General features: G+C 53.2%; 11 protein-coding genes and 1 tRNA gene. 5 read left to right on the top strand and 7 right to left on the bottom strand.

From position 1 onward, the window contains the following. The 4 genes from AAF465_13880 to AAF465_13865 form a co-directional block, all read right to left on the bottom strand. Nucleotides 1–260, bottom strand: a 260-nt coding sequence (locus tag AAF465_13880; GenBank protein ID MEM7083814.1) for a hypothetical protein, incomplete at its 3' end; no start/stop codon positions are given. Between the two features lie 18 nt (nucleotides 261–278). Then, nucleotides 279–2,570, bottom strand: coding sequence for a thrombospondin type 3 repeat-containing protein (locus tag AAF465_13875; GenBank protein ID MEM7083813.1), 2,292 nt, complete (start codon nucleotides 2,568–2,570; stop codon nucleotides 279–281). A 671-nt stretch (nucleotides 2,571–3,241) separates the two neighbouring features. Continuing rightward, entirely contained in the window at nucleotides 3,242–5,617 is a 2,376-nt protein-coding gene (locus AAF465_13870) for a tetratricopeptide repeat protein (GenBank protein MEM7083812.1), read from the bottom strand. 16 nt (nucleotides 5,618–5,633) lie between these two features. After that, nucleotides 5,634–7,427, bottom strand: a complete 1,794-nt coding sequence (locus tag AAF465_13865; GenBank protein ID MEM7083811.1) for a hybrid sensor histidine kinase/response regulator — start codon at nucleotides 7,425–7,427, stop codon at nucleotides 5,634–5,636. Nucleotides 7,428–7,575: 148 nt separating this feature from the next. Between AAF465_13865 and AAF465_13860 the strand changes: the two genes are divergently transcribed. After that, nucleotides 7,576–8,202 (top strand): response regulator transcription factor, encoded by a 627-nt coding sequence (locus AAF465_13860; protein ID MEM7083810.1) that lies wholly within the window; start codon nucleotides 7,576–7,578, stop codon nucleotides 8,200–8,202. Nucleotides 8,203–8,230: 28 nt separating this feature from the next. On the opposite strand, the gene AAF465_13855 is transcribed toward AAF465_13860, so the two are convergent. Together AAF465_13855 and AAF465_13850 are read right to left on the bottom strand one after the other, a co-directional pair. Next, on the bottom strand, nucleotides 8,231–12,466 hold the full coding sequence (locus AAF465_13855) for a VWA domain-containing protein (protein ID MEM7083809.1): 4,236 nt from the start codon (nucleotides 12,464–12,466) through the stop codon (nucleotides 8,231–8,233). Between the two features lie 5 nt (nucleotides 12,467–12,471). Continuing rightward, entirely contained in the window at nucleotides 12,472–14,730 is a 2,259-nt protein-coding gene (locus AAF465_13850; protein MEM7083808.1) for a hypothetical protein, read from the bottom strand. Between the two features lie 210 nt (nucleotides 14,731–14,940). Between AAF465_13850 and AAF465_13845 the strand changes: the two genes are divergently transcribed. Then, complete coding sequence (locus tag AAF465_13845) at nucleotides 14,941–15,858, top strand: hypothetical protein (GenBank protein MEM7083807.1); 918 nt, start codon at nucleotides 14,941–14,943, stop codon at nucleotides 15,856–15,858. Nucleotides 15,859–16,143: 285 nt separating this feature from the next. Here AAF465_13845 and AAF465_13840 read toward each other — a convergent pair. After that, nucleotides 16,144–16,219 (bottom strand) — tRNA-Glu (locus AAF465_13840). A gap of 615 nt (nucleotides 16,220–16,834) precedes the next feature. Here AAF465_13840 and AAF465_13835 point away from each other — a divergent pair. Genes AAF465_13835 through AAF465_13825 form a run of 3 tightly spaced genes read left to right on the top strand, consistent with a single transcriptional unit; the run spans nucleotide 16,835 to nucleotide 19,088 of the window. Then, on the top strand, nucleotides 16,835–17,425 hold the full coding sequence (locus tag AAF465_13835; GenBank protein ID MEM7083806.1) for a sugar transferase: 591 nt from the start codon (nucleotides 16,835–16,837) through the stop codon (nucleotides 17,423–17,425). A gap of 50 nt (nucleotides 17,426–17,475) precedes the next feature. Further along, on the top strand, nucleotides 17,476–18,405 hold the full coding sequence (locus tag AAF465_13830) for a methionyl-tRNA formyltransferase (protein MEM7083805.1): 930 nt from the start codon (nucleotides 17,476–17,478) through the stop codon (nucleotides 18,403–18,405). Next, nucleotides 18,405–19,088, top strand: coding sequence for a PIG-L deacetylase family protein (locus AAF465_13825; protein MEM7083804.1), 684 nt, complete (start codon nucleotides 18,405–18,407; stop codon nucleotides 19,086–19,088). The genes AAF465_13830 and AAF465_13825 overlap by 1 nt, the downstream gene beginning before the upstream one ends. Nucleotides 19,089–19,124: the final 36 nt, after the last annotated feature.

Below are 19,124 nucleotides of genomic sequence, written 5' to 3'. Positions count from 1 at the left end.
GTCCAGCAATGTCCCGGCACATCCTGTGCTTGTCCTCGCTGTGCGAAATTAAGCTCAAGCTCGGGACCGGCAAAATACCATGTACGGTTATCCAAAAAGATCTCGATCCGATGGGTAAACCCAAAAAAATCGGCGACCCCAGGATTGGCTAAACAATCGTTCATTTGATCGGCTTTTGCGTAGAACGAAAGGTTAAGACACGCACTCACGCACAGCAGCCAGAGTGCACTTTTTGTTGGCGCCAAAAAGAAACGTTTCATTACCATCACTCCTTTGCGTTAGGGCGCTACGCCGCTAGGGCCCGGTGCGCCCAAGAAACTCTGGCTGACAAGTACAAAATCAACGAAATTAACCGCACCGTCGCCATTAAAATCGGCGTCAGCGTCGTTGCCGAGGAATACCGCGCTGAACTGACTTACATCGATAAAGTTAATGACGCCATCGTTGTTGAGGTCAGCGTCACAGACATTGCCAAACCCATCACCATTCGTATCACGCTGATCGGGATTAGCCACATTCGTGCAATTGTCGGTGTCGTCACCGACCCCATCACCATCAGTATCGGTGATTACATCGCACAAAAAGACATCGCCGCGAATCGAATCGATTGCGGCTTCCGTCACCGAATCGTTCGGGTTATCCGATACGACGAAACGCACGCGCACGTCGGCACTGGGTGTCACGAAGTCACCAACATTCACGCTGTCTTCGATCCAGTTACCCACGCCACCTGAGTATCGAGCGGCTTCCACCCAGGCACCACCCTCGCTCGACAGTTCGACCACCAAACTGTCATCGCCATCGTCATTAGAAAACCAGTACACATAGCTCACCGGACCATCACCTTGTGAGTAGTCCATGGCGGGTGAAGTCAGAATGGCAGGCCCACCATCGACATCGGCCTCACCAATACCACCACCCGGTGTGCCCTGTCCGGTGAAATAGCACTGGTTGTCGGCATCGCCTGGCCATCCCCCGCCCGGTTGCGCGCCGGTGCCGATTGGCGTACCCAACACCCATTCTCCGGTCGTGAGGTCCGTGGCTACGGTCGACCACCCGGCGTCGGATGCAAACGTATCGCTGAACGTATTCACTACCTGACTCACCGCGGTGGTCGTATAACTGCCCGTCGACGGTTCGGTAAACGTATCCCCCTGCGCATTTTGGGCGGTCACTGAGTAGGTGATCACGCTGCCACACGTTGCAGCGGGTAACACCGCTTCGAAGACGCCACCGCCCAAACTGTTGAGGGCAACCGGGCTTTGGGATACGCCATCGATTGCCAGCTGAAGCGTGGCCGTAGCCGGATCAAGTGGTGATCCAATCTCTGAAATCACTAATTGAAGCACAGTGGGTGACTGTGGTGTCACCGTGGTTGGCAGTCCGCCCGGGAAATCAAATCGCAATAAATTGGGATCGACATCAAGCACAAACAGACCGTTTTGCACGTCGCTGGCTAAAACTCGATCGGTACCCAGAAAGGGGTAGACACCCCAATTGCCGTCAAAGAAACCGTTCGCACCCGTCAAGAGTGACGTGTCGTAACTGGCGACAACGTCCCAGGTAGCACTCACCGGGTCGATTTCAAGCACCTGCAAACCGGCTTCATACCAAGAAGCGTAGACCGTATTACCAACCACCACGGGATTATGGGTACTGAAAGCGCGACTGGAGTCAAGCGTGAGCGCATCGCGAAGTGTGAGGGTGACTGTTGTGCCATTGTCATCGAGTTCGTAGAGCGTCAAACCACCACTCGCCCGTTCTTCTGATACCACCAAGAAACGATTGTCACCCGTTGGCCAAGCCGCATGGACGGCATTGCCTTGCGCCGAACCCATAAACACCGGTGGCCCACTATCGAGGTTCGACACATCAAAAATACGAATCGAGTCCCAGGCGGACACGTAGAGTCGATCATCCTGCACCGTAATGTCGTGCACGAACTGATTCCCGACGTTAACCATTTCGTAGGTGCTTGTCGCAATCACGCTCGGCGCGCTGTCAGGATCGTAATTTCGCAGGTCAACAATGTCGACTTCGTTTAATTGACTGTCCACGAGGTACAACCAGCCCTCATAATAAAAGGTGTTGTGCACCGCCGTTCGGACAGTAATATCGGTGAGCTTCACCGGCGCAACCGGATTGCGCACATCAACGATCTGCGCACCGGGGCTAACCCCTTCCAGGCTCACGAACATCAGGTCGTTGTGTACTTTAACGTCTTGCGCGCTCGCTCCACCGACACCCGTGTCGTAAGTCGCCGCTAACTGTGGCGAAGCAGGATTGGAGATATCCACAATATTGATTTCGTTAACGCCGAATCGAGCAAGATAGGCGTAATTGCCATCGCCCCAAATATCGGCGTAGTTATTCGCCTGATCAAATGTGCCGACCAAGCCAATATTAAACGGTGCCTCCTGCGCAGAGATCGCCGTCGCAAACGACAAAGAGACGAGCATGGTGACCAACGCACTGAATACCTTGCCCATCGACACATTAAAGCGCGCATTGTGTCGTGTGTCAGAATTTGCTGCGTACTCTAGCGCGCAACCCGTTGCGTTCCGAATCATAGTGGTACCCCCCCTAAACATTAACTGAACAGGCGGCTACTGTTGCGTTCGTGCGATGGATCCCCGCCGATTTATTCTGAGTATGCCGCCGATTGTCATCGAGTCTAGCACGCTCCCTTACACCGAGGACATATCGGGCGAATTCCGATCGACGCCTGCAATGTGACGCACCTTAGCCACGCGACCGTATGGGAGTAATCGGTATAAACCATACGGTTTTCAATCGCTAACCGCCCAATACAGGGCGTCAAATGACGACCGTCGATGAGCCTGTATTCGCGCAGACCAATGCCATACGAGACTCAGTATTCACATATGAATGGAAATGCTGCACGAAATTCGGATTGCAGCGCCTAATTGCAAACGCAACGCGGCACAAGTCGCCGTGTGGGGCCTAAGATTGTGCGCTTATCGCGCACGGGTACAAGAGGAGCTTGTGACCGAAACGAAGGAGAACTATATCGGGCGCGCGTGGTATTCCCAGCCAAACGAAAAGAACAACCGATTGGTCGCTATGTCCACGGGACAGGCTTAACGTCTTGGGCATTCCGACGGGGTGGAAGGTAACCTGGTCCATAAACTGGTGCGAGGTGGCATCAGCGTTCTCCCTCTGCCAATGATCCCCACCCCTCCAATCGGGAATCAGCCGACACGCTATCCGATTTACCCTCTCAGTGAACACTCTTTGGAACGGATCGTATCAACCAATTGCTTTGCGCTACCCGCTGTGCCACCTGCGCCTCTACTGCGTCGGCTTCGGTCGATTCACCGAGCATTCGCAACACGACACTCTTCGCAATTTTCCCGGCTATCTGTGCTTCGAAAACATCAAATGATTCCGCTTGGTGAATAATTCCATCCAGATCGTCAAGCGCATCCGTGGCCGACTCTTGATCCACGATGACCGAGCACATCGCCAAATTGATTTGGGCTCGCAGCACGTAGAGCAAATGTTCCTGATTGCTTACAGATTGCCTCAACCGATTGCAGCGATTGGCCATTTCTAGCGGTGGCGCGGCACTTGAAAAGTCGATCATCTCAATCGCAATAGAGAGCGACAGGTAAGCGGCATCATCCGTTATCAGCCCTTGTGCCGTATCAAGGTGTACCTCCTCACTTTCGGGCTCGCCGAGCGCACGATAAACACGTGCCAATGCAATAGCCGCTTCCGCACTGCTCAGATCAAGCCCAAGCTCTTGGAACTTCTTCAGCGTTTTCTCCAATTGTGCTCTCGCTGAATCAAATTGACCGGCATACAACAGATACAGTCCTTGTTCGTAGTGCGCGTTTAGAAGAAGATTACCCTCCGGACGCTCTTGGGCGTTTTCAGCAGCCTGTTCCATTAACCGTCGCGCCTCATCTAGACGCCCTTGACGCAGGGCAATTTGCCCACGCCGAAAAGGTAACCAGGCGATACCAATCTTGTCCCCGATTTCATGAAAGATCGTCTCGGCAGAGGCGTAGGAGCGCAAGGCCTCCTCGTAACGACCCAATTTGAATAACGATACGCCAATATTCTCGAGCGTAATCGACTCCCGGTTCTTGTTCCCCCGAACGCGCTGGTAGTCGGCAACTTCCTTCTTTAAGGCGAGACCGCGCTCCAGCCATCCGTGTAGGTCATAGGCTTGCGCGAGCGAATTCTGGGAGGCCGCAAGCTGCGGCGTGTTGCCCATCTCTTGAGACACTGCGACAGCGTCTTCCAGATAGCCCAGATACTCACTCATGTTGCCCTGTGCGTATTCATGCTGCGACAGCTGGCGAAGTATCTCTGGTTCCCGAGAAGTAATTCCTAGTTCATTGAATATGGCTCGGGCTTCGAGTAGAAGCGTCGGATTGTAGTTATCATCACAACGAGAATAGGCAACGAGCGCTTCGGCCATCAGATGCGACCTTTCGCTGGCTTTTTGTTTTGCTTTCGTTGCCAGTGCCGCACACTGACTGTAGTCACCGACCACATACCAATACCATGATTCGGTCAAATCAATGCGTGGGTCCGCACCGAGCCCGCCGCCCAGAGAACGCATTTCCGCAATGCTCTTTTCAAACTCATCACCCAAATTCTGACTCACCAGGGTTTCGGCCAAAGCCAACCGATAACTCAGATCGTCAGGGCTGAATTCTTTTAGGGCGCCGTAGACCTGCGACGCCCGCTCCCATGTCTCCGTGGCAACCGCATAACGAGCTTCGAGCTCCAATTGACGCTTGCGTGACAGCTTGTCGCTGGCTTCAAACGCTCGCTTCGCCGCATCGACGTACTTGTCTCGGTAGCCAAGTTGCAACCAAGCCCTCGCCAAACCCTCTAAAATTGTGGGGTTGTTCGGCGATACTGCCAACGCTTGATCAAAGTACTCAATCGCTTTAGTTGGATCGAGCGACTCTAGTGCCGCCATGCCGGACCCATAAAGGCGACTGGCTTTAGGACCAGGAATTTCATTGTTGGCAAATGAGACCGTGTCGCGTGCAAGGCCATCGATACCAAACCAGGCGTGCACTTGCTCAGCGCAGCGAATTGCCAGGTCGAAAATCCCATTCTTCGTGCCGACGATCGTCGCACTGCGCTGCGCGGATTCGCCACTATTGTCAACAAGCACCAAGGTTATGGATAGCACATCATCATCGCTGCCACTCACGACTGTCTGAAGAACCCAGGGCGCGTCTTTGCTCGACTGGGTTTGCACTTTACCGCCAAAGCGTCGGCCCAACTGAGCGGATTCGGTCACATTGGCAACCCGCACGTATTCGCTAGAACGTAAAGTTGCGTTCAGTGCTTGATTTAAGGCCTCCGCAACCCATGATCCACCGACTAATGCTTGGTCGACGGCGACCTTCTCACTATAGACCAGCGGGGAATCACTGTTTTTCTGATCAAACCCAAACCACCCGACAAACGCAAACGTACAAACCAGTAAAACGAGTATTGCAACGGCAGGACCCCAATTTGCTCGAGACTCGGACTCATCCAGCGCCCGTAGTGCGTCAAGGTCGCTACGGATGTCTTTGGCAACATTTCCTTTAGGATCGCTGTTCGGCGAATCATTGGCAGTCATCCCTACCCCCACTACATTATGATTTTTGAGACGTTTGAGATCGTTTAGCGGTGTTTCCCAGCAGAGTCAGAATCGCCGATTTAAGTTGTGCCGCTCGAACCGGTTTGTGCAACAACGGAACGCCCTCCGTTAACGCTAGGGCGGCGAGCTCCGGTGACGTGTTGCCGGAAATCAAAAGAGCTGGGATGACGGATCCGTGTTCTTGGCGTACCTCACGCATAATATCGACCCCCGTTTTATGATCACCCAACTCGAAGTCACAAATCAATACATCGGGTTTGTCTTGGGATAAAGGCTCAATACCATTGTTCATCTCAACGACGAATCGCCACTTCTTCAACAGCTTACCTGTGGCACGCAGCGTATCCGGATCGTCATCTACGATTAACACACGAAGCGGCTCCATTGAACGCTTGTCCCTTTCGGCACGCAAGGTCTTCGCAACCGCCGCTGACTGCATTTTGAACGGACCGACCCGAAAAACACTTCCGCGACCAGGTTCTGATGTCAAATCAATCTGCTTTTGAATGAGCTTTGCGAGACGACTAACGATGGCTAGACCCAGACCAAGGCTACTGTATGACTTATCCATTCTGTTCGAGTCTAATCGGGTAAACTCTTCGAAAATCCGTACTTGATCTTGTTCGCTAATCCCGATCCCTGTATCTCGCACTTCCAGCCAAATTCCATCATCCCGCTCACTCGCCACAATGGACACTTGCTGACCATCCGCATGCCTTATCGCGTTAGCGACCAGGTTCTGTAGAATTCGTCGAATCACTGTGATGTCCGAATGAATCCATCTCGAGGTAGGATCGGTAATCAACGCCACTTGATGATGGGTTGCGGCAGCAGAGAACTCAAAGCCAATTTCCTTGATGACTTCGCTAACCTCAAACGTCTCATGCCGAATTGAGACCTGCCCGGTGTCCAACAGTGTCAAATCCAATAATGAATCAAACAGCCCGGCCAGCGATTCAACCGACTTACGTACGCGACCGATGGTATGGGTCGTCTGCTCGTCGAGCTGTTCATCATCAATCGACTCCAATAGCAAGCTCGTTGCATGGAGCGGTTGACGCAGGTCATGACTGGAATGCGCCAGAAAACGCGATTTTGCCAGATTGGCCGACTCTGCCTGACGCCGGGACTCTTCCTCACGAACACGCGCCTGATCAAGTTCCCGCGCACTTTCTTCAACTTTCGCAAGCAGTGAATTTCGACTTGCTATCAATGCCACGCGCTGACGTACAGAAAAGTGTAACCGCAGCCCCAAAAATAACACCCCCAACCAAATGGCAATTAGAACCGATGCCTGCACGATAGAGAGGTTGTCACCCACGCCATAGACTTGTAATGCGGCTACGGGAAGCGCGACGCCAACGCGAAGAACCATAGGCACGATTAAGAGATGCTGAAAGACGACTGTGCAGATCGCAATCAACAATAAAAAGAACAACAACAAATACGGTAACTCGGCGGAAAAGTAGCGCCACGACGCATACGCCCAACAGCATCCGATCATCACATCCACAACCAGCACGAGTCTTGCGGTCGTATCGTCACTCAGCTGCGATAGCCCACATCCAAGTCGCCGGAAAGCAATTTCTAAAACACTTAATCCAATAATAACCACTAACCAAACCGTAAGATCTTCGCGCGAGTGTTCCCGCCAGAAAACCAACACAAAGAAAACTGCAACGATTACGTTAAAGGCAAGCAGTGGCAACGCAGACTTAGGTCGCAACCAAAGTTGGAGAAAATTCCTGGTGTCAGCATTACTGGATTTAGGGAATAACATTCCAAGCATGAGAGCGCGCATATCTCCGGCACATCTACCAAAACATAGTACCAAAACCCCTTGAGATCGCGTACCACCTGCATTAGTGCTTCCGTACTAATGGCACAGAGCTTAAGCTCGGGTACACTCAATACCTAATTGCGAGTAAGGAATTCCCGTGCAAGCGCTCGTCGCCGATGACCACCCGATTTTTCGAGAAGGCATCTGCCTGATGCTGACGCGTCTTTATGCCGGCATCACAATACATGAGGCGGGCGACATCGCCGGTGTGAGGGATGCGCTGGTCGTGAATCCATCGCCGGATATCGCCATACTCGACCTTTTCTTTCCTGGTTTTGATCACCAGAAGGATCTGCCAAAGCTGCGACAACAGCTCCCGTTTACGCCAATCCTGGTGATCTCGATGATGCGCGACAGTGATACCATCAACGAGATAATGGCGACGGGCATTAACGGCTTTGTATCCAAAGCAGTCAAACCGGAGTTCATCTCGACGGCAATCGTCAATGTACTGGACGGTGAGACGGTGACCCTCATGGCATCCAGTCAGGGCGATTTTCAACAAGACGACGTGAATCAAGAGGACCCCCTCGCGGCCCTTTCGCCAAGGCAGATCGACGTGTTGAAACTCATCGCTAAAGGCCAATCCAACAAAGAGATTGCGCGCACACTGGGCCTATCACCCTATACGGTGCGCATTCACGTATCCGCTATGCTCAAGTCACTGGGTGTCAGTTCACGTTCAGCTGCCGCCTCGCTAGCGGCAACCTACGGGTTCCGATAGATCCCTAATTCTGCGAAAGATCCTCTACTTACTCAACCACTAGCCGGGTAATTTCCCCACTGATAATCTCGATAGCTTGCGATGCGATCGAATCGTCGGCAAACGTGATCGTGTACTCGCCGGGTAACAAACTTAGCGTCGGCCCGTTCGTCATACCGCTTGCCACACTGTCGCCGTTTGCATCCTCAACGTCAAAGGCCACCGAAATACGGGTTGCCAGCGCCAGAGAATCCGCCAGCCCATCGGCGCTGTCGGCATCAAAATAAGCGCCCCCGCCAAGCTTGGCCCAACGCTGAAACGCCTCACGTGCTTTCTTCTCATTGTCTGCATCAACGTCAAATCCAATGATGTTCAATTGTACGTCTATGTCGTTTTCGCGAAGCGCATTGATCGCCTCGCTCACATCGCCATCACAGGATTCTTCCCCGTCGGTAATGAGCACCACAGTCTTGCGACCTTTTGATAACCGCAAATCGGTCGCGACACGGCGTATGGAGGCCGCAAGCGGAGTGTAGGCGTAGGGCTGCGGCCTGATTCTTTTGATTTTCTCACGAACAGCTGTGCGGTCGAGCGACGCCAAGGGAATCTCCAGATCGGTGCGGCAACTACTGGCCTCGCGATTACCAAACACGCGCAAAGCGAAACCGATCTGATCCGGTAGTCCATTCGTGACTAAATCATCGAGCACATCGAGTGAAATTTGGTAACGAAATTCATCACCCAGTTTCTTATACATACTCCCAGATGCGTCCAGAATCACCTCAACCGCATCCTGTTGTGAGAGCGAGCGCTCCAGTTCAACTTTGAGGCTGCCAGGATCGGGAAGCGCTCGCTCATCGTAGTGTGCACTGATGCTGTAGGGTTTGGGTCGACGAATCTTGCATATTGCCCGATCAAACCCAACCTGTAGCGATCCCGCCGTTAACGCGTAGTCGTAATAGCCATTATTGACGGCTGCATAGCTTTGCATCATATCCTGTGGTGTCGCCCGCCCTTTGGAACTTAGCTCGAAACTGAATACGCGTGGTCTTACCTCACTCAATGCGCGCCACAAGTCGCCCGTTCTCTGCAGTCCATCGGTTTCTGCATCGGTCACAAACAATATCGCCTTTGTGCCCACACGATCTTTTAATTCTGTTGTCGCCATGAGTAGGGCCGACTCGGCATTACTGGAACCGAACCTCCTTCCTGAATTGACAATTGCTTGTGACACTCCGCTCGGATCACTGCTCCATTGATCCAATAATAGAACAGGCTCAGGATCATTAAACGGAATCAAATTGACTTCCTCGCGCTCTTGTCTGATGCCGTCGGCAAACGCTTTCATGGTGTGATCAATGACATCGTAGTACGGGCCGACACTGCCACTCGTGTCCCAAGAAAAAAGGACGGAGCGCTTTGGCTCATACAACTTCAAATAGTATTCCCCGGGTTGAACGCGACTACTGAGTTCCAAATACTCGTCGACGGTGCGCGACTCTGTTACCACCTCACGACCCGCCGAATCATACAGCTGGTAAGCGTATTCGATGGATGATCGATTGTGTAATCGCCATAAAAGCGTATTGGATCCGGTGGACACGCTCACCCGATACCAGTCCTCATCTTCCCCCACAAGAACCGTGCCGCCGACTCGATTATCGACAGTCAATAATGATGCCGAAGCTCGACTATCACCGGCATCGCGTTGTGTAACAGCTTCGTACGCATCTTGGGCTGCATAACGCTCGAAGGATGCCGCTTTTGTTGCATAGCCCCATTCTCCAACGACCGACTGGTAATCAAGGCTCGTTGCGGCCTCAATAATCTTGACGTGTTTCGGGACAATCGGCACACCGGCTGGCGGTGCAGCACGGAACTTGACAAATCGAGCCCAAACCGGTGAATCCAGCTGCAACGTTGCCACGTTGTCGCTGTCTCGCTTCAAGGGCCACTTGGCCAAAGGCCGCCACGGCCCGGTCGGACTGTCCATCGCGACCGCAATATCCACGTCACTGAAAAACCGATTGGTATTTTTCACGCCCCACTGTTCAGATGAAACCCATTGCAACGATGCGATTTTTGCAGCGCGGTTATTACGAAAACCCATCACCCATTCATACTTCTCATGCGACCCAGAAAACTGCCCATCTTCCGCTGCGGTACTAAATGTCTCATGGCAACAGCGACCACCGGTAAACGGGAGGCTATACACGTCGTAGCCACCCAACTGATTGTCTGCAATGTTGACCGCAGTACCGAGGACTTCGGCAGGCGAGTCGCTGACGATGACTTTCCATTCGCCAAACGCGATTTCGCGATTCTCCCCTTTGTAGCTATTGAGCATTCGCAACCGCGCAAATCGCGCTTTGCCAGGTTGCTCAAGAACGAAACCTTGCTCTTGCGCATCCGCGCGAAGAGACCCTTCGAGTACCGACGTGAAGTGCTTACCATCAGTAGACAGCTCCAGAGCAAACTCCTTGAGTTGATTCTCAGTGTGGGGGGAACCGGTCGGATGAATAATCGTACCAATGACGGTCAACGGCTTGTCGCCACCGAGCTCTACCGTGTAGACACCCGGCTTGGGATGCCAGGCGCCGGCAGATCGGGTGACGACGTCATCGGTTGCTCTACCTCCGTGCCGGCCAGCGTCCAACAGTCGTCCGCCCATGCCCGTCCAAGCGGCATTAACCTGCCCCAACAAAGCCTCAGGAATTGGCCAGAGACGAGTGGCATTAACCGGCGTCACACCGCACGCGGCGTCAAGAAATATCGAATTACCCGTGTAGTCATTTGAGCGAGTCCTAACGCCCATTGAAATCAGAGTATCCAGATCGTCACGTAGGTCCGGTTGCACCTGAATATCAAAGGTCACTCGCTTAGCTTCACCCGGATTTAGCGTCAACGCCGGTTGATCACTCTGAACATGGACACCCGCATGGCTACTTGCTGAAACGACTGTGAGATTCTCTACCTGGTCTGCCTTATTTTGCACACGCATCGCCAACTTGAGTCTTTGTCCCGTCTCTTCATACGCTGCCAGTGTTGGTGTGTCGCCAGTAATCTTCACCTCAATCGACGACAATTCATTGTCCGGCTCGATAAATGGATCGATGATCACGGCCTGCAGGCGATAGGTCCCCTGCCCCGGACGGCTGCTGCGTAGCCGCAGCAAATGATCTCCGGGCAACAGATCCTGCTCTATCTGCAGCGATTCGTTGGGTTGCCGACTGCTACCGATTCGATTTCCATCGACCGCTATACTCAGTTGGCCGTCGCCGGCCGGTGTTGCGTCGAAGCGTACGCGAGCATGGCCGGGCAAGTAAAACCGATAGTAGTCCGTATCGCCGCGCGCCAATTCACCGATGTAATCCAACGCAAATTGCATACGCTGCGCTTGGCTTCTATGGTCGTTCGGCTCGGTTTCAATTCGCGCTCCGGCAGACGACAGTGAACCGTGATCATCGGCAGCCATCTTCGCAGCACGCTCTTCGAGCGCCCCTACCCCCTCAACCGTCAGCGTATACGGCTCATCCACAGCAGTCTTTTTGCCCTTCAGCTTGACGATATAGTCCCCTTGCGGCAAAAACAGAAAGTCCAGAACACGCTCACTCTTGCTGCCACTGCGCTGTTGCAGTTCCCGGCCTCCCGACGTCTCCAACGAGATCGCATTAATGCCTTCGCTGGAAGCGACGATGCGCCACATCTTGCGCTCGCCACTCACACGAAAACGCAAAGCATCCACATCGTCTTCGCTGATCGTTCCTTTGATCAGGCCTTCTGAATTTAGGAGAGAGGCATCTTCTGCTCGGTCATTTGGCTCAACCTCTTCGTTCGTTCGATTAGGCCGAGACCCAGTCATCTTGAGGGAGTAGGCGATGGCATTTTTTTGTCTGGCGACCGTCGAGATAGACAGTAGATAGTCGCCCTTTAGCGTCAGTCCCGAGAAGATGGTGCGATGGCCACGTGTGCATTTGATCTTTTTGCCCGCGCTGCCGTACAGACACAAGTCAACTCTGACGGCAGTTGAAAGGTCAAAACCAATATCCCGATTGACATTCTCGTCCCCGATGGAGAACCGAAAATAGTCGACATCACCGATTCCCAGACTGCCTCGAATCGGCCATTCCACATCAACCTCAGTCGCCTCGGACCGCCGGTTGTTGGGTTCGATCTCAGTAGCAGTCGCCGCCTCACGGACGTCTTGCGCACTGTCGCTGGGTAAGGTCAAGGTCTGAGCACACACCCCTAGCGTCCAAAATACAGTCAGGAACGACGTCAACATGGGCGTTAATCGCAACTAAGTGGCCCCAGATCTAGATTCACATTCGGACCAACACCCACGTTTCCTTCAACCTCAAACGTACCCAGCATGAGGCTGGCAGCACAAGAAATTCCCAATTTGTATTTCTCGCAGAAACTGATACTGCCGCTGACACCAGCGCCAGTTCCAATTGAGTAACCACTCTCCTCAAAGCACTGAGACCCAATGCTAGCGGACGCGGCCACTGGCGATACGACGACTTCGAAACTTGGGCAGGTGACGCAGGTTAACCGCTCAATTCCGGCGGCCACCTCGGCGATCAATTGCTCGGTGACTTGTCCGTATTCAATCATTTTTGCCGAATACAGGGTCATGGTTGCCGTGGACCCTGTGAGCGCCCCTATTACGAAGCCCATGGCGTCATTCACGCCAATCTTTTCAAGCGTGAGGGAGTACTGACCCATCGCCTGGTGCTGACCACTTTCCATGACACCCACAAAAGCACCCGTTGTCTGATCAACACTCCACCAACCCCAGTGTGCGGAACCAAACAACTGCACGGCACTGGAAGGAATGATGACCTGATACCCCTCCTCTAGGGTTGCCTCCAAGCGTTGCAACACAATTTTTGGCAGCATCAACTCACTGAGCACTTCCTTACTCTTCTGTGTCAGCACCAATAGCTGTTTACCCTGTCGCTGGGCCGCGTCCATCAGTCGGGTGGTGGTAATAACCTTGCTCGGATCCGCTACAAATCGTTCCAGAACACTCCCCTCCAAATGAGACTCCTGCATGCCACGTGCGCGTTGAAATAGTGATGCCACGCCCTTTGGCATTCCCTCATAAGGCAATGCAACCACCTCGTCCAACCGCAAATCGAGCGTTATGTCGGTCGTGATGTCAGCGTCGCTGTCGACACCGGTCTCAACGCTACTGATGAGAATTCGCGGTGTCGAATGAATCACTCTCACTCCAGCCCCGCGCGCCAAACGATGGGTCATCGCATCAGACTCCATAGCAAACGCAAGATTAAGTAGATACGGCGTAAACGCATGCACCGCCTCGAGTTCGATGAGCTTTGACGCTCGTTCATTTACATTTTCGATAGTACCAATGGCGTTCAACTCACTTTTTGCGTGACTCACTACTTGGGGTTGCAAACGCGCCCGCTGTAACTCAAATTCGCTTTGGTTCATCAATCCCGCGATGACCGCAATACTGTACCGTCGAATGTCAGCTGGCCGATCCTTTTCGTTTGCTGAAACAAACAAATCACGCTGAATTTTCCGTGTCCGCTGGCCGGGCACACGCAGCTCAATCTCCAGCCACTCGCGCACAATGCGGTTCGACGCCTCTTCGATAGCAACGGTCGTTGCCTTAAGTGAATCGGGCTTTTCCCCTTTCACGCTGAATTCACCGCGATATTCAACACCGATCAGTTGACGGTCAACGCTGTTGTTTTGAATGGACGCTGCCTGGTCTTTTTCCTGAGCAGTGTCATTTGACCCTCCCATACCGAAACCGCCACCAAGTAGACCGCCTGGTTTGCTATCCAATAAGCCACGATCTATTTCCTGATCACCTTCTTGGCGCGGTTCGTATTGCGGAATCCCACGCAGCACAATTGAAATCGGATGCCCCGTCAACTCAGACACTGTGCCGCGAACACCGCCTACACGCTGACGCGCACCGCTCGCCGTTTGGCGATACAACGTGAACTTTAGCTTCTGCTGGAGCTGGCTCGGCAGTGTTTCATGAGTCTTGGAAACGGTACCGAATGATTGGCCGGGCTGGGCATTGGGAAAGGAGGGGTCCAAGGCAATCCAATCGCCATTCTCTTCCAGCTGAACTTCGAGCCATACGTGTTGACGGACGACGCGTTGCATCTGTCGGTCGTTCACTGGATCGTATCGATTTCTCGATGTCGATACTTGACCGGCAGCGGAGTAGTCAAATGGACTGGAATGAGAATGACCAAGCAGTTGCGCGATCGCCTCTTTATTTAACCCACCTTCAACAAAGCGCACCGCATGCACCGAGTCGCGTATGGCCGCCGCAAGAAGCAGAGATTGGTCCACCGAATTGCCTCGCTCGTCTCTGGCGGTGCCCTCGGCATCTCTGAGCGCCCCGCGATAAGGCACAAAGTCAATCTTGGAACTGACCGCCTCAAAGGCATCCGAGTAGTAATCGCTAACAAATGCCGACATCGGCGCCGCAGAACAGGGTTCGGCCTGAACCATCCACACAAAGACGAAGATGAAAATCGCGATGGCGTTCCTGAACATGATTACCCCCAAGGCTGCGTCTGCTACACATCGGTCGCGAGGATGATAGCGAAACAGTGCTCAACAAGCCCTAGTACACATGCACTACTCGTCGCCAAACGCCTTTAGTAGCAGCATTTGGGCCCGACTAGTACGTCTGCCCTAATTGAGTTCACTACTGGCGTCTCGTAGCGTAGCCCAATGTTTTGCACTGCTCATTAGGATAAAGCCATGAAAAAACTCACCCTCATTTTCTTTCTCTTTGGGGTGTCCAGTTCGGTCTTAGCCGCACAAATCACTGCTGAAGTACGGATTGGCGACACCAAAATTTCCCGCATTGACACCTATGCCAATTCCTCGGGCGATTTGCGTATTGAGGAAAGAAATTTCAGCACGAGCTCTACCATGTCGGCAGCCGGCTCCGCATCGAGCAACGATGCACAGGTTGAATACCATTTGGGCAAAATCCAGGAAGTCACGCTCTTTCAAAGCCGCGGCGAGGCGATCGTCGATCTTGACGGTACGGTGTGTCGAAAACTGACCGCTGACTCGCAGGCACCAATGGGGCTGGACGCCGCTATGGGTGGAATGAAGATGGGTGACATGCAAAAGCAAATGGCCGATGCCATGGCAAAAGCGAACGCCCAGATTGCAGAAGCTATGCAAGAAGCTCGAAAACAGGGAATGTCTGCTGAACAGGAAAAGGCGCTTAATCAGCTAATCAATCCAATGATGAACATTACCGATGCCAAACCGCGGGGCACCATGACCGCAAGGTCGCTTGGCGAGACCAAAACAATCGGCAAGTATAAGGCCAAAGGTTATTCAGTCGTTGACGAAAGTGGCGCTGAAAAACACCGCATCTGGACGGTCAGTACCCGCAAAATCGACGGCGGCAAAGACATTCGTCGCGCTATGGAGGCCATGGCATCAACGTACGAAGATTACCTCGCTAAGCTCGGTGGCGGTGCACTGATGGAAACAGAACTCACGGGCGTGCTGTTCAGCGAGCAGTTTAAGAACCAGTACCCAATAAAAATTGAAGACTTGACGACCGGCGAAATCACGGAAGTGATCGACGCCAGATCTGGCGGAGACTCGGTGGACTTTTATCCCGAGTGCGAAGTTCGCTCCATGATGGGCAATTGAGTGTGGTCAGCTTAATCAGTTCGCACTAACGTAAGGGCACACAATCGATTGAGATACGCCACCGATTAATTGCGCGATGATCGTCCTGAAGGTCGCTGAATACAACCTCAGGGCGGTTTTGACCCGGCGGGCTTCGCACCTAAGGCGCTCGTCGCCAATCGCTGGCGCGATTGGTCGAACCCCGTTCCATTTGCTGCGCTCATAAAACGGCTCCCTTACTTCTAGAAGACCTCGACAAATTAAAAAGCCCCCTGCGCCAGAGGCGCAGGGGGCATTTTAATTAGATGGCGTCCCCTAGGGGATTCGAACCCCTGTTGCCGCCGTGAAAGGGCGGAGTCCTGGGCCTCTAGACGAAGGGGACGGGACGAACAGTTGGCGACATTTTGTGGGAGGCCCAAGGTTCCCGATTCGCCAAGATTGGGCATTCTAACAGAAAGTCTGGCTGTGTCGAGAGGTTTCTTTAATCCACTATCTAATTGATTTTTTTCTGTTTCTCAAGGGCCGCCTGCAGGATAAATGGGGCCCGGCCCCGAATCAGCAAGATCGGGCATGAGATCCAGGGCGATACGCCATATCGGACCGCAGGCTACGGCAAGAGATCGACCCGAGCAGATACCAATCTAGGATGCCAAGCCTCCATCCGATCATAAGCCAGTTCCGTTTCATGACGGTCCATTCGATCGACATTCTGTCTCTATGCCACCTTACCCAAAGGGCCGATTCGATAGGCGCGCTTTCTCGAGGGAAACCGACCTGGGAGCTCATAATCACGGTTGAGGATCACTAAAAAATCGGCTCGTTTCGCCAAATTCTCTGGACCGTCCCGTTTAGGCCAATACTGACATTCCATTCTGATCTTCCGCGCTCAAGCCGTAGGAAAACAGACCTCTCACACGCGTTATTCAACTCATCACAAGGAAAGGCCGCAACCGGTGTCTTTGTAGATTTCCCCCCCTTTTCGGTGGTTAAATACCGTATGGGAAGAGTGTCCAACATCGTCATTTCGCTAGCGGCCCTGATTGTGCTTGCGCCGGTGCTGATCTTTGCTGCGATCTGGATCAAAATTGCATCGCCTGGTCCGTGGCTTTTTAAGCAGCAGCGCGTTGGGCGCGACGGTAAACTGTTCGACATTTACAAGCTTCGCACCATGCATGTCGCCACTGAGCGTGCTCACACCGGCAGCGTCACAGTCGAAAATGATCCACGGTTATTTCGAGGTGCTCGACTGCTTCGCAAAACGAAACTCGACGAGCTCCCTCAGCTACTCAATGTGCTCGAGGGAAGCATGGCGCTCGTGGGACCACGACCCACTGTACGGGAAGACTACGACCGCATGAACGAAACACAGCGAGGGCGATTCGCTTGCACACCCGGACTGACCGGGCTTGCACAGATCTCGGGAAACACATCTTTGTCCTGGCCTGAGCGTATCGAATTCGACCTAGACTATATTCGTAATCGTTCTTTCTTCAATGACATAAAAATTTTAGTTAAAACCGCTCTGCTTATTCTAACCAACCGGGCAGAAACCCATCCCGGTAGCGCTGACGAGTGGCAAAAACCTTGAGCCTCCCCAAAATCGTATGTGTCGGATCCAACCTAGAAAGCGAGATCGCCTTGCGTGGCATCATTTCGCACAACATCAATGTGGTGGGCTTAGTAACCCGGCCTTCGGGCAACCGAGGAAATGTCTGCGACTACGTCGATCTGCATCCTCTCTGTCACGAGCACGACATCACCGTTATCGACACGCTCGACATTAACTCAGAAGAAACTCTCGCTCGCGTCAAAGCACTCGATCCCGACTACATCTTCACACTCGGCACGAGCCAGCTTTTCAAGCAAGAGTTTCTATCATTGGCCAAACAGTGGGTCATCGGCAGTCATCCGTCGCCGCTCCCCAAGGGACGCGGTCGCGCACCGGTGCCTTGGACTATTTTGCAAGCACACCGCGAATCAGCCGTGAGCTTTTTCAAAATGGAACTCGGCGCCGACACCGGCGACCTATTGCAGCGAAACCGCTTCTCGATCCCCGAGCGTGCGTACGCCAACGAAGTCTACCAGCTCGTCGCGCATAACCTTCGCGATGGTTTTTGTCAGCTGCACGATAAAATTGTTTCCGGCACAATCGAGTTCCTGCCTCAAGACGCCGAACAAGCAACCTATCGAGCCAGGCGCGGTCCGGCTGATGGGTTCGTCGATTTCGCCGCCGGCGCGAGTCAAATCGACCGTCTGATCCGTGCGGTCTCACACCCCTATCCAGGGGCCTATGTCTATTACGAAGACACCAAATTTGAGGTCTGGGAAGCCCATCCAAACAACGCACCGCAGATCATGGGCACTACCGGCCAAATACTGGCGGTGGCGGACGATCAAGTGCTGGTGCAGGCCAGTGACAAGCCACTTTGGCTAAGCAGCTTTACTCAGTCGGGCACGGCGATACCCGCCTCCACCTTTCGTGTGGGACAACATTTCAATTACCGCCTGCATGACGAAGTGTTCGCTATCAAGGAAGCCATCCGTGCGTTACAAAAGAGGTTGGACTAATGCTTAACTTTGGCAATACGCTTGTATTGGCGGCGCATCCCGATGACGAAGTGCTTGGCGTCGGGGGTACCATACCCCGTATTAAGGCCAACGGAGGCCGGGTTACCGTTGTCATCGTCACTGATGGCAGCTCAACCCAGTATGCCGGGAACGCTGAAATTGTCGAAAGTAAATCTCGCTCGCTTGAAGAAGCCAACAAACTGATCGGCACCGACAACGTTATTCAATGGACGTTTCCCGACATGAAACTCGACTCCGTCGATCATGTCAGTCTCAATAAAGCCATCGAAGCAATCATTGCCGAGCGCCAATTCGAGACCGTGTTCGTGCACAACCGCAACGACATTAATCGCGATCATCAACTAATCTACGAGTCTCTGCTTGTCGCCACGCGCCCAGTGGTCGATCAACCTGTGAAGAATATTCTGGCCTATCAAGTGAACTCCGCCACCGAATGGGGTGGCCGCACCGCCGACACGTATTTTGTGCCCAACCTATTTGTTGATATCAGCGCCACCATCGACACTAAGCTCAAAGCGTTGGAATGCTATAAGGATGAGTTGCGTGATTACCCACATCCACGAAGCGTGAAAGCTGTGCGAGACAGGGCAGCCGTGTATGGATCAGAAGTGGGCTACCACTACGCCGAAGGGTTTGAAGTCATTCTGAGCCGCGTTTCCTGACACGCCGCACGCGACAGAATCAAGTCCACCGCGTGC

The sequence above is a fragment of the Pseudomonadota bacterium genome (assembly GCA_039028935.1).
In the GTDB taxonomy this organism is placed as follows: domain Bacteria; phylum Pseudomonadota; class Gammaproteobacteria; order Steroidobacterales; family SZUA-146; genus SZUA-146.
Note: the sequence above shows the minus strand (reverse complement) of the source record. Positions and strands in the feature narration are given on the sequence as shown.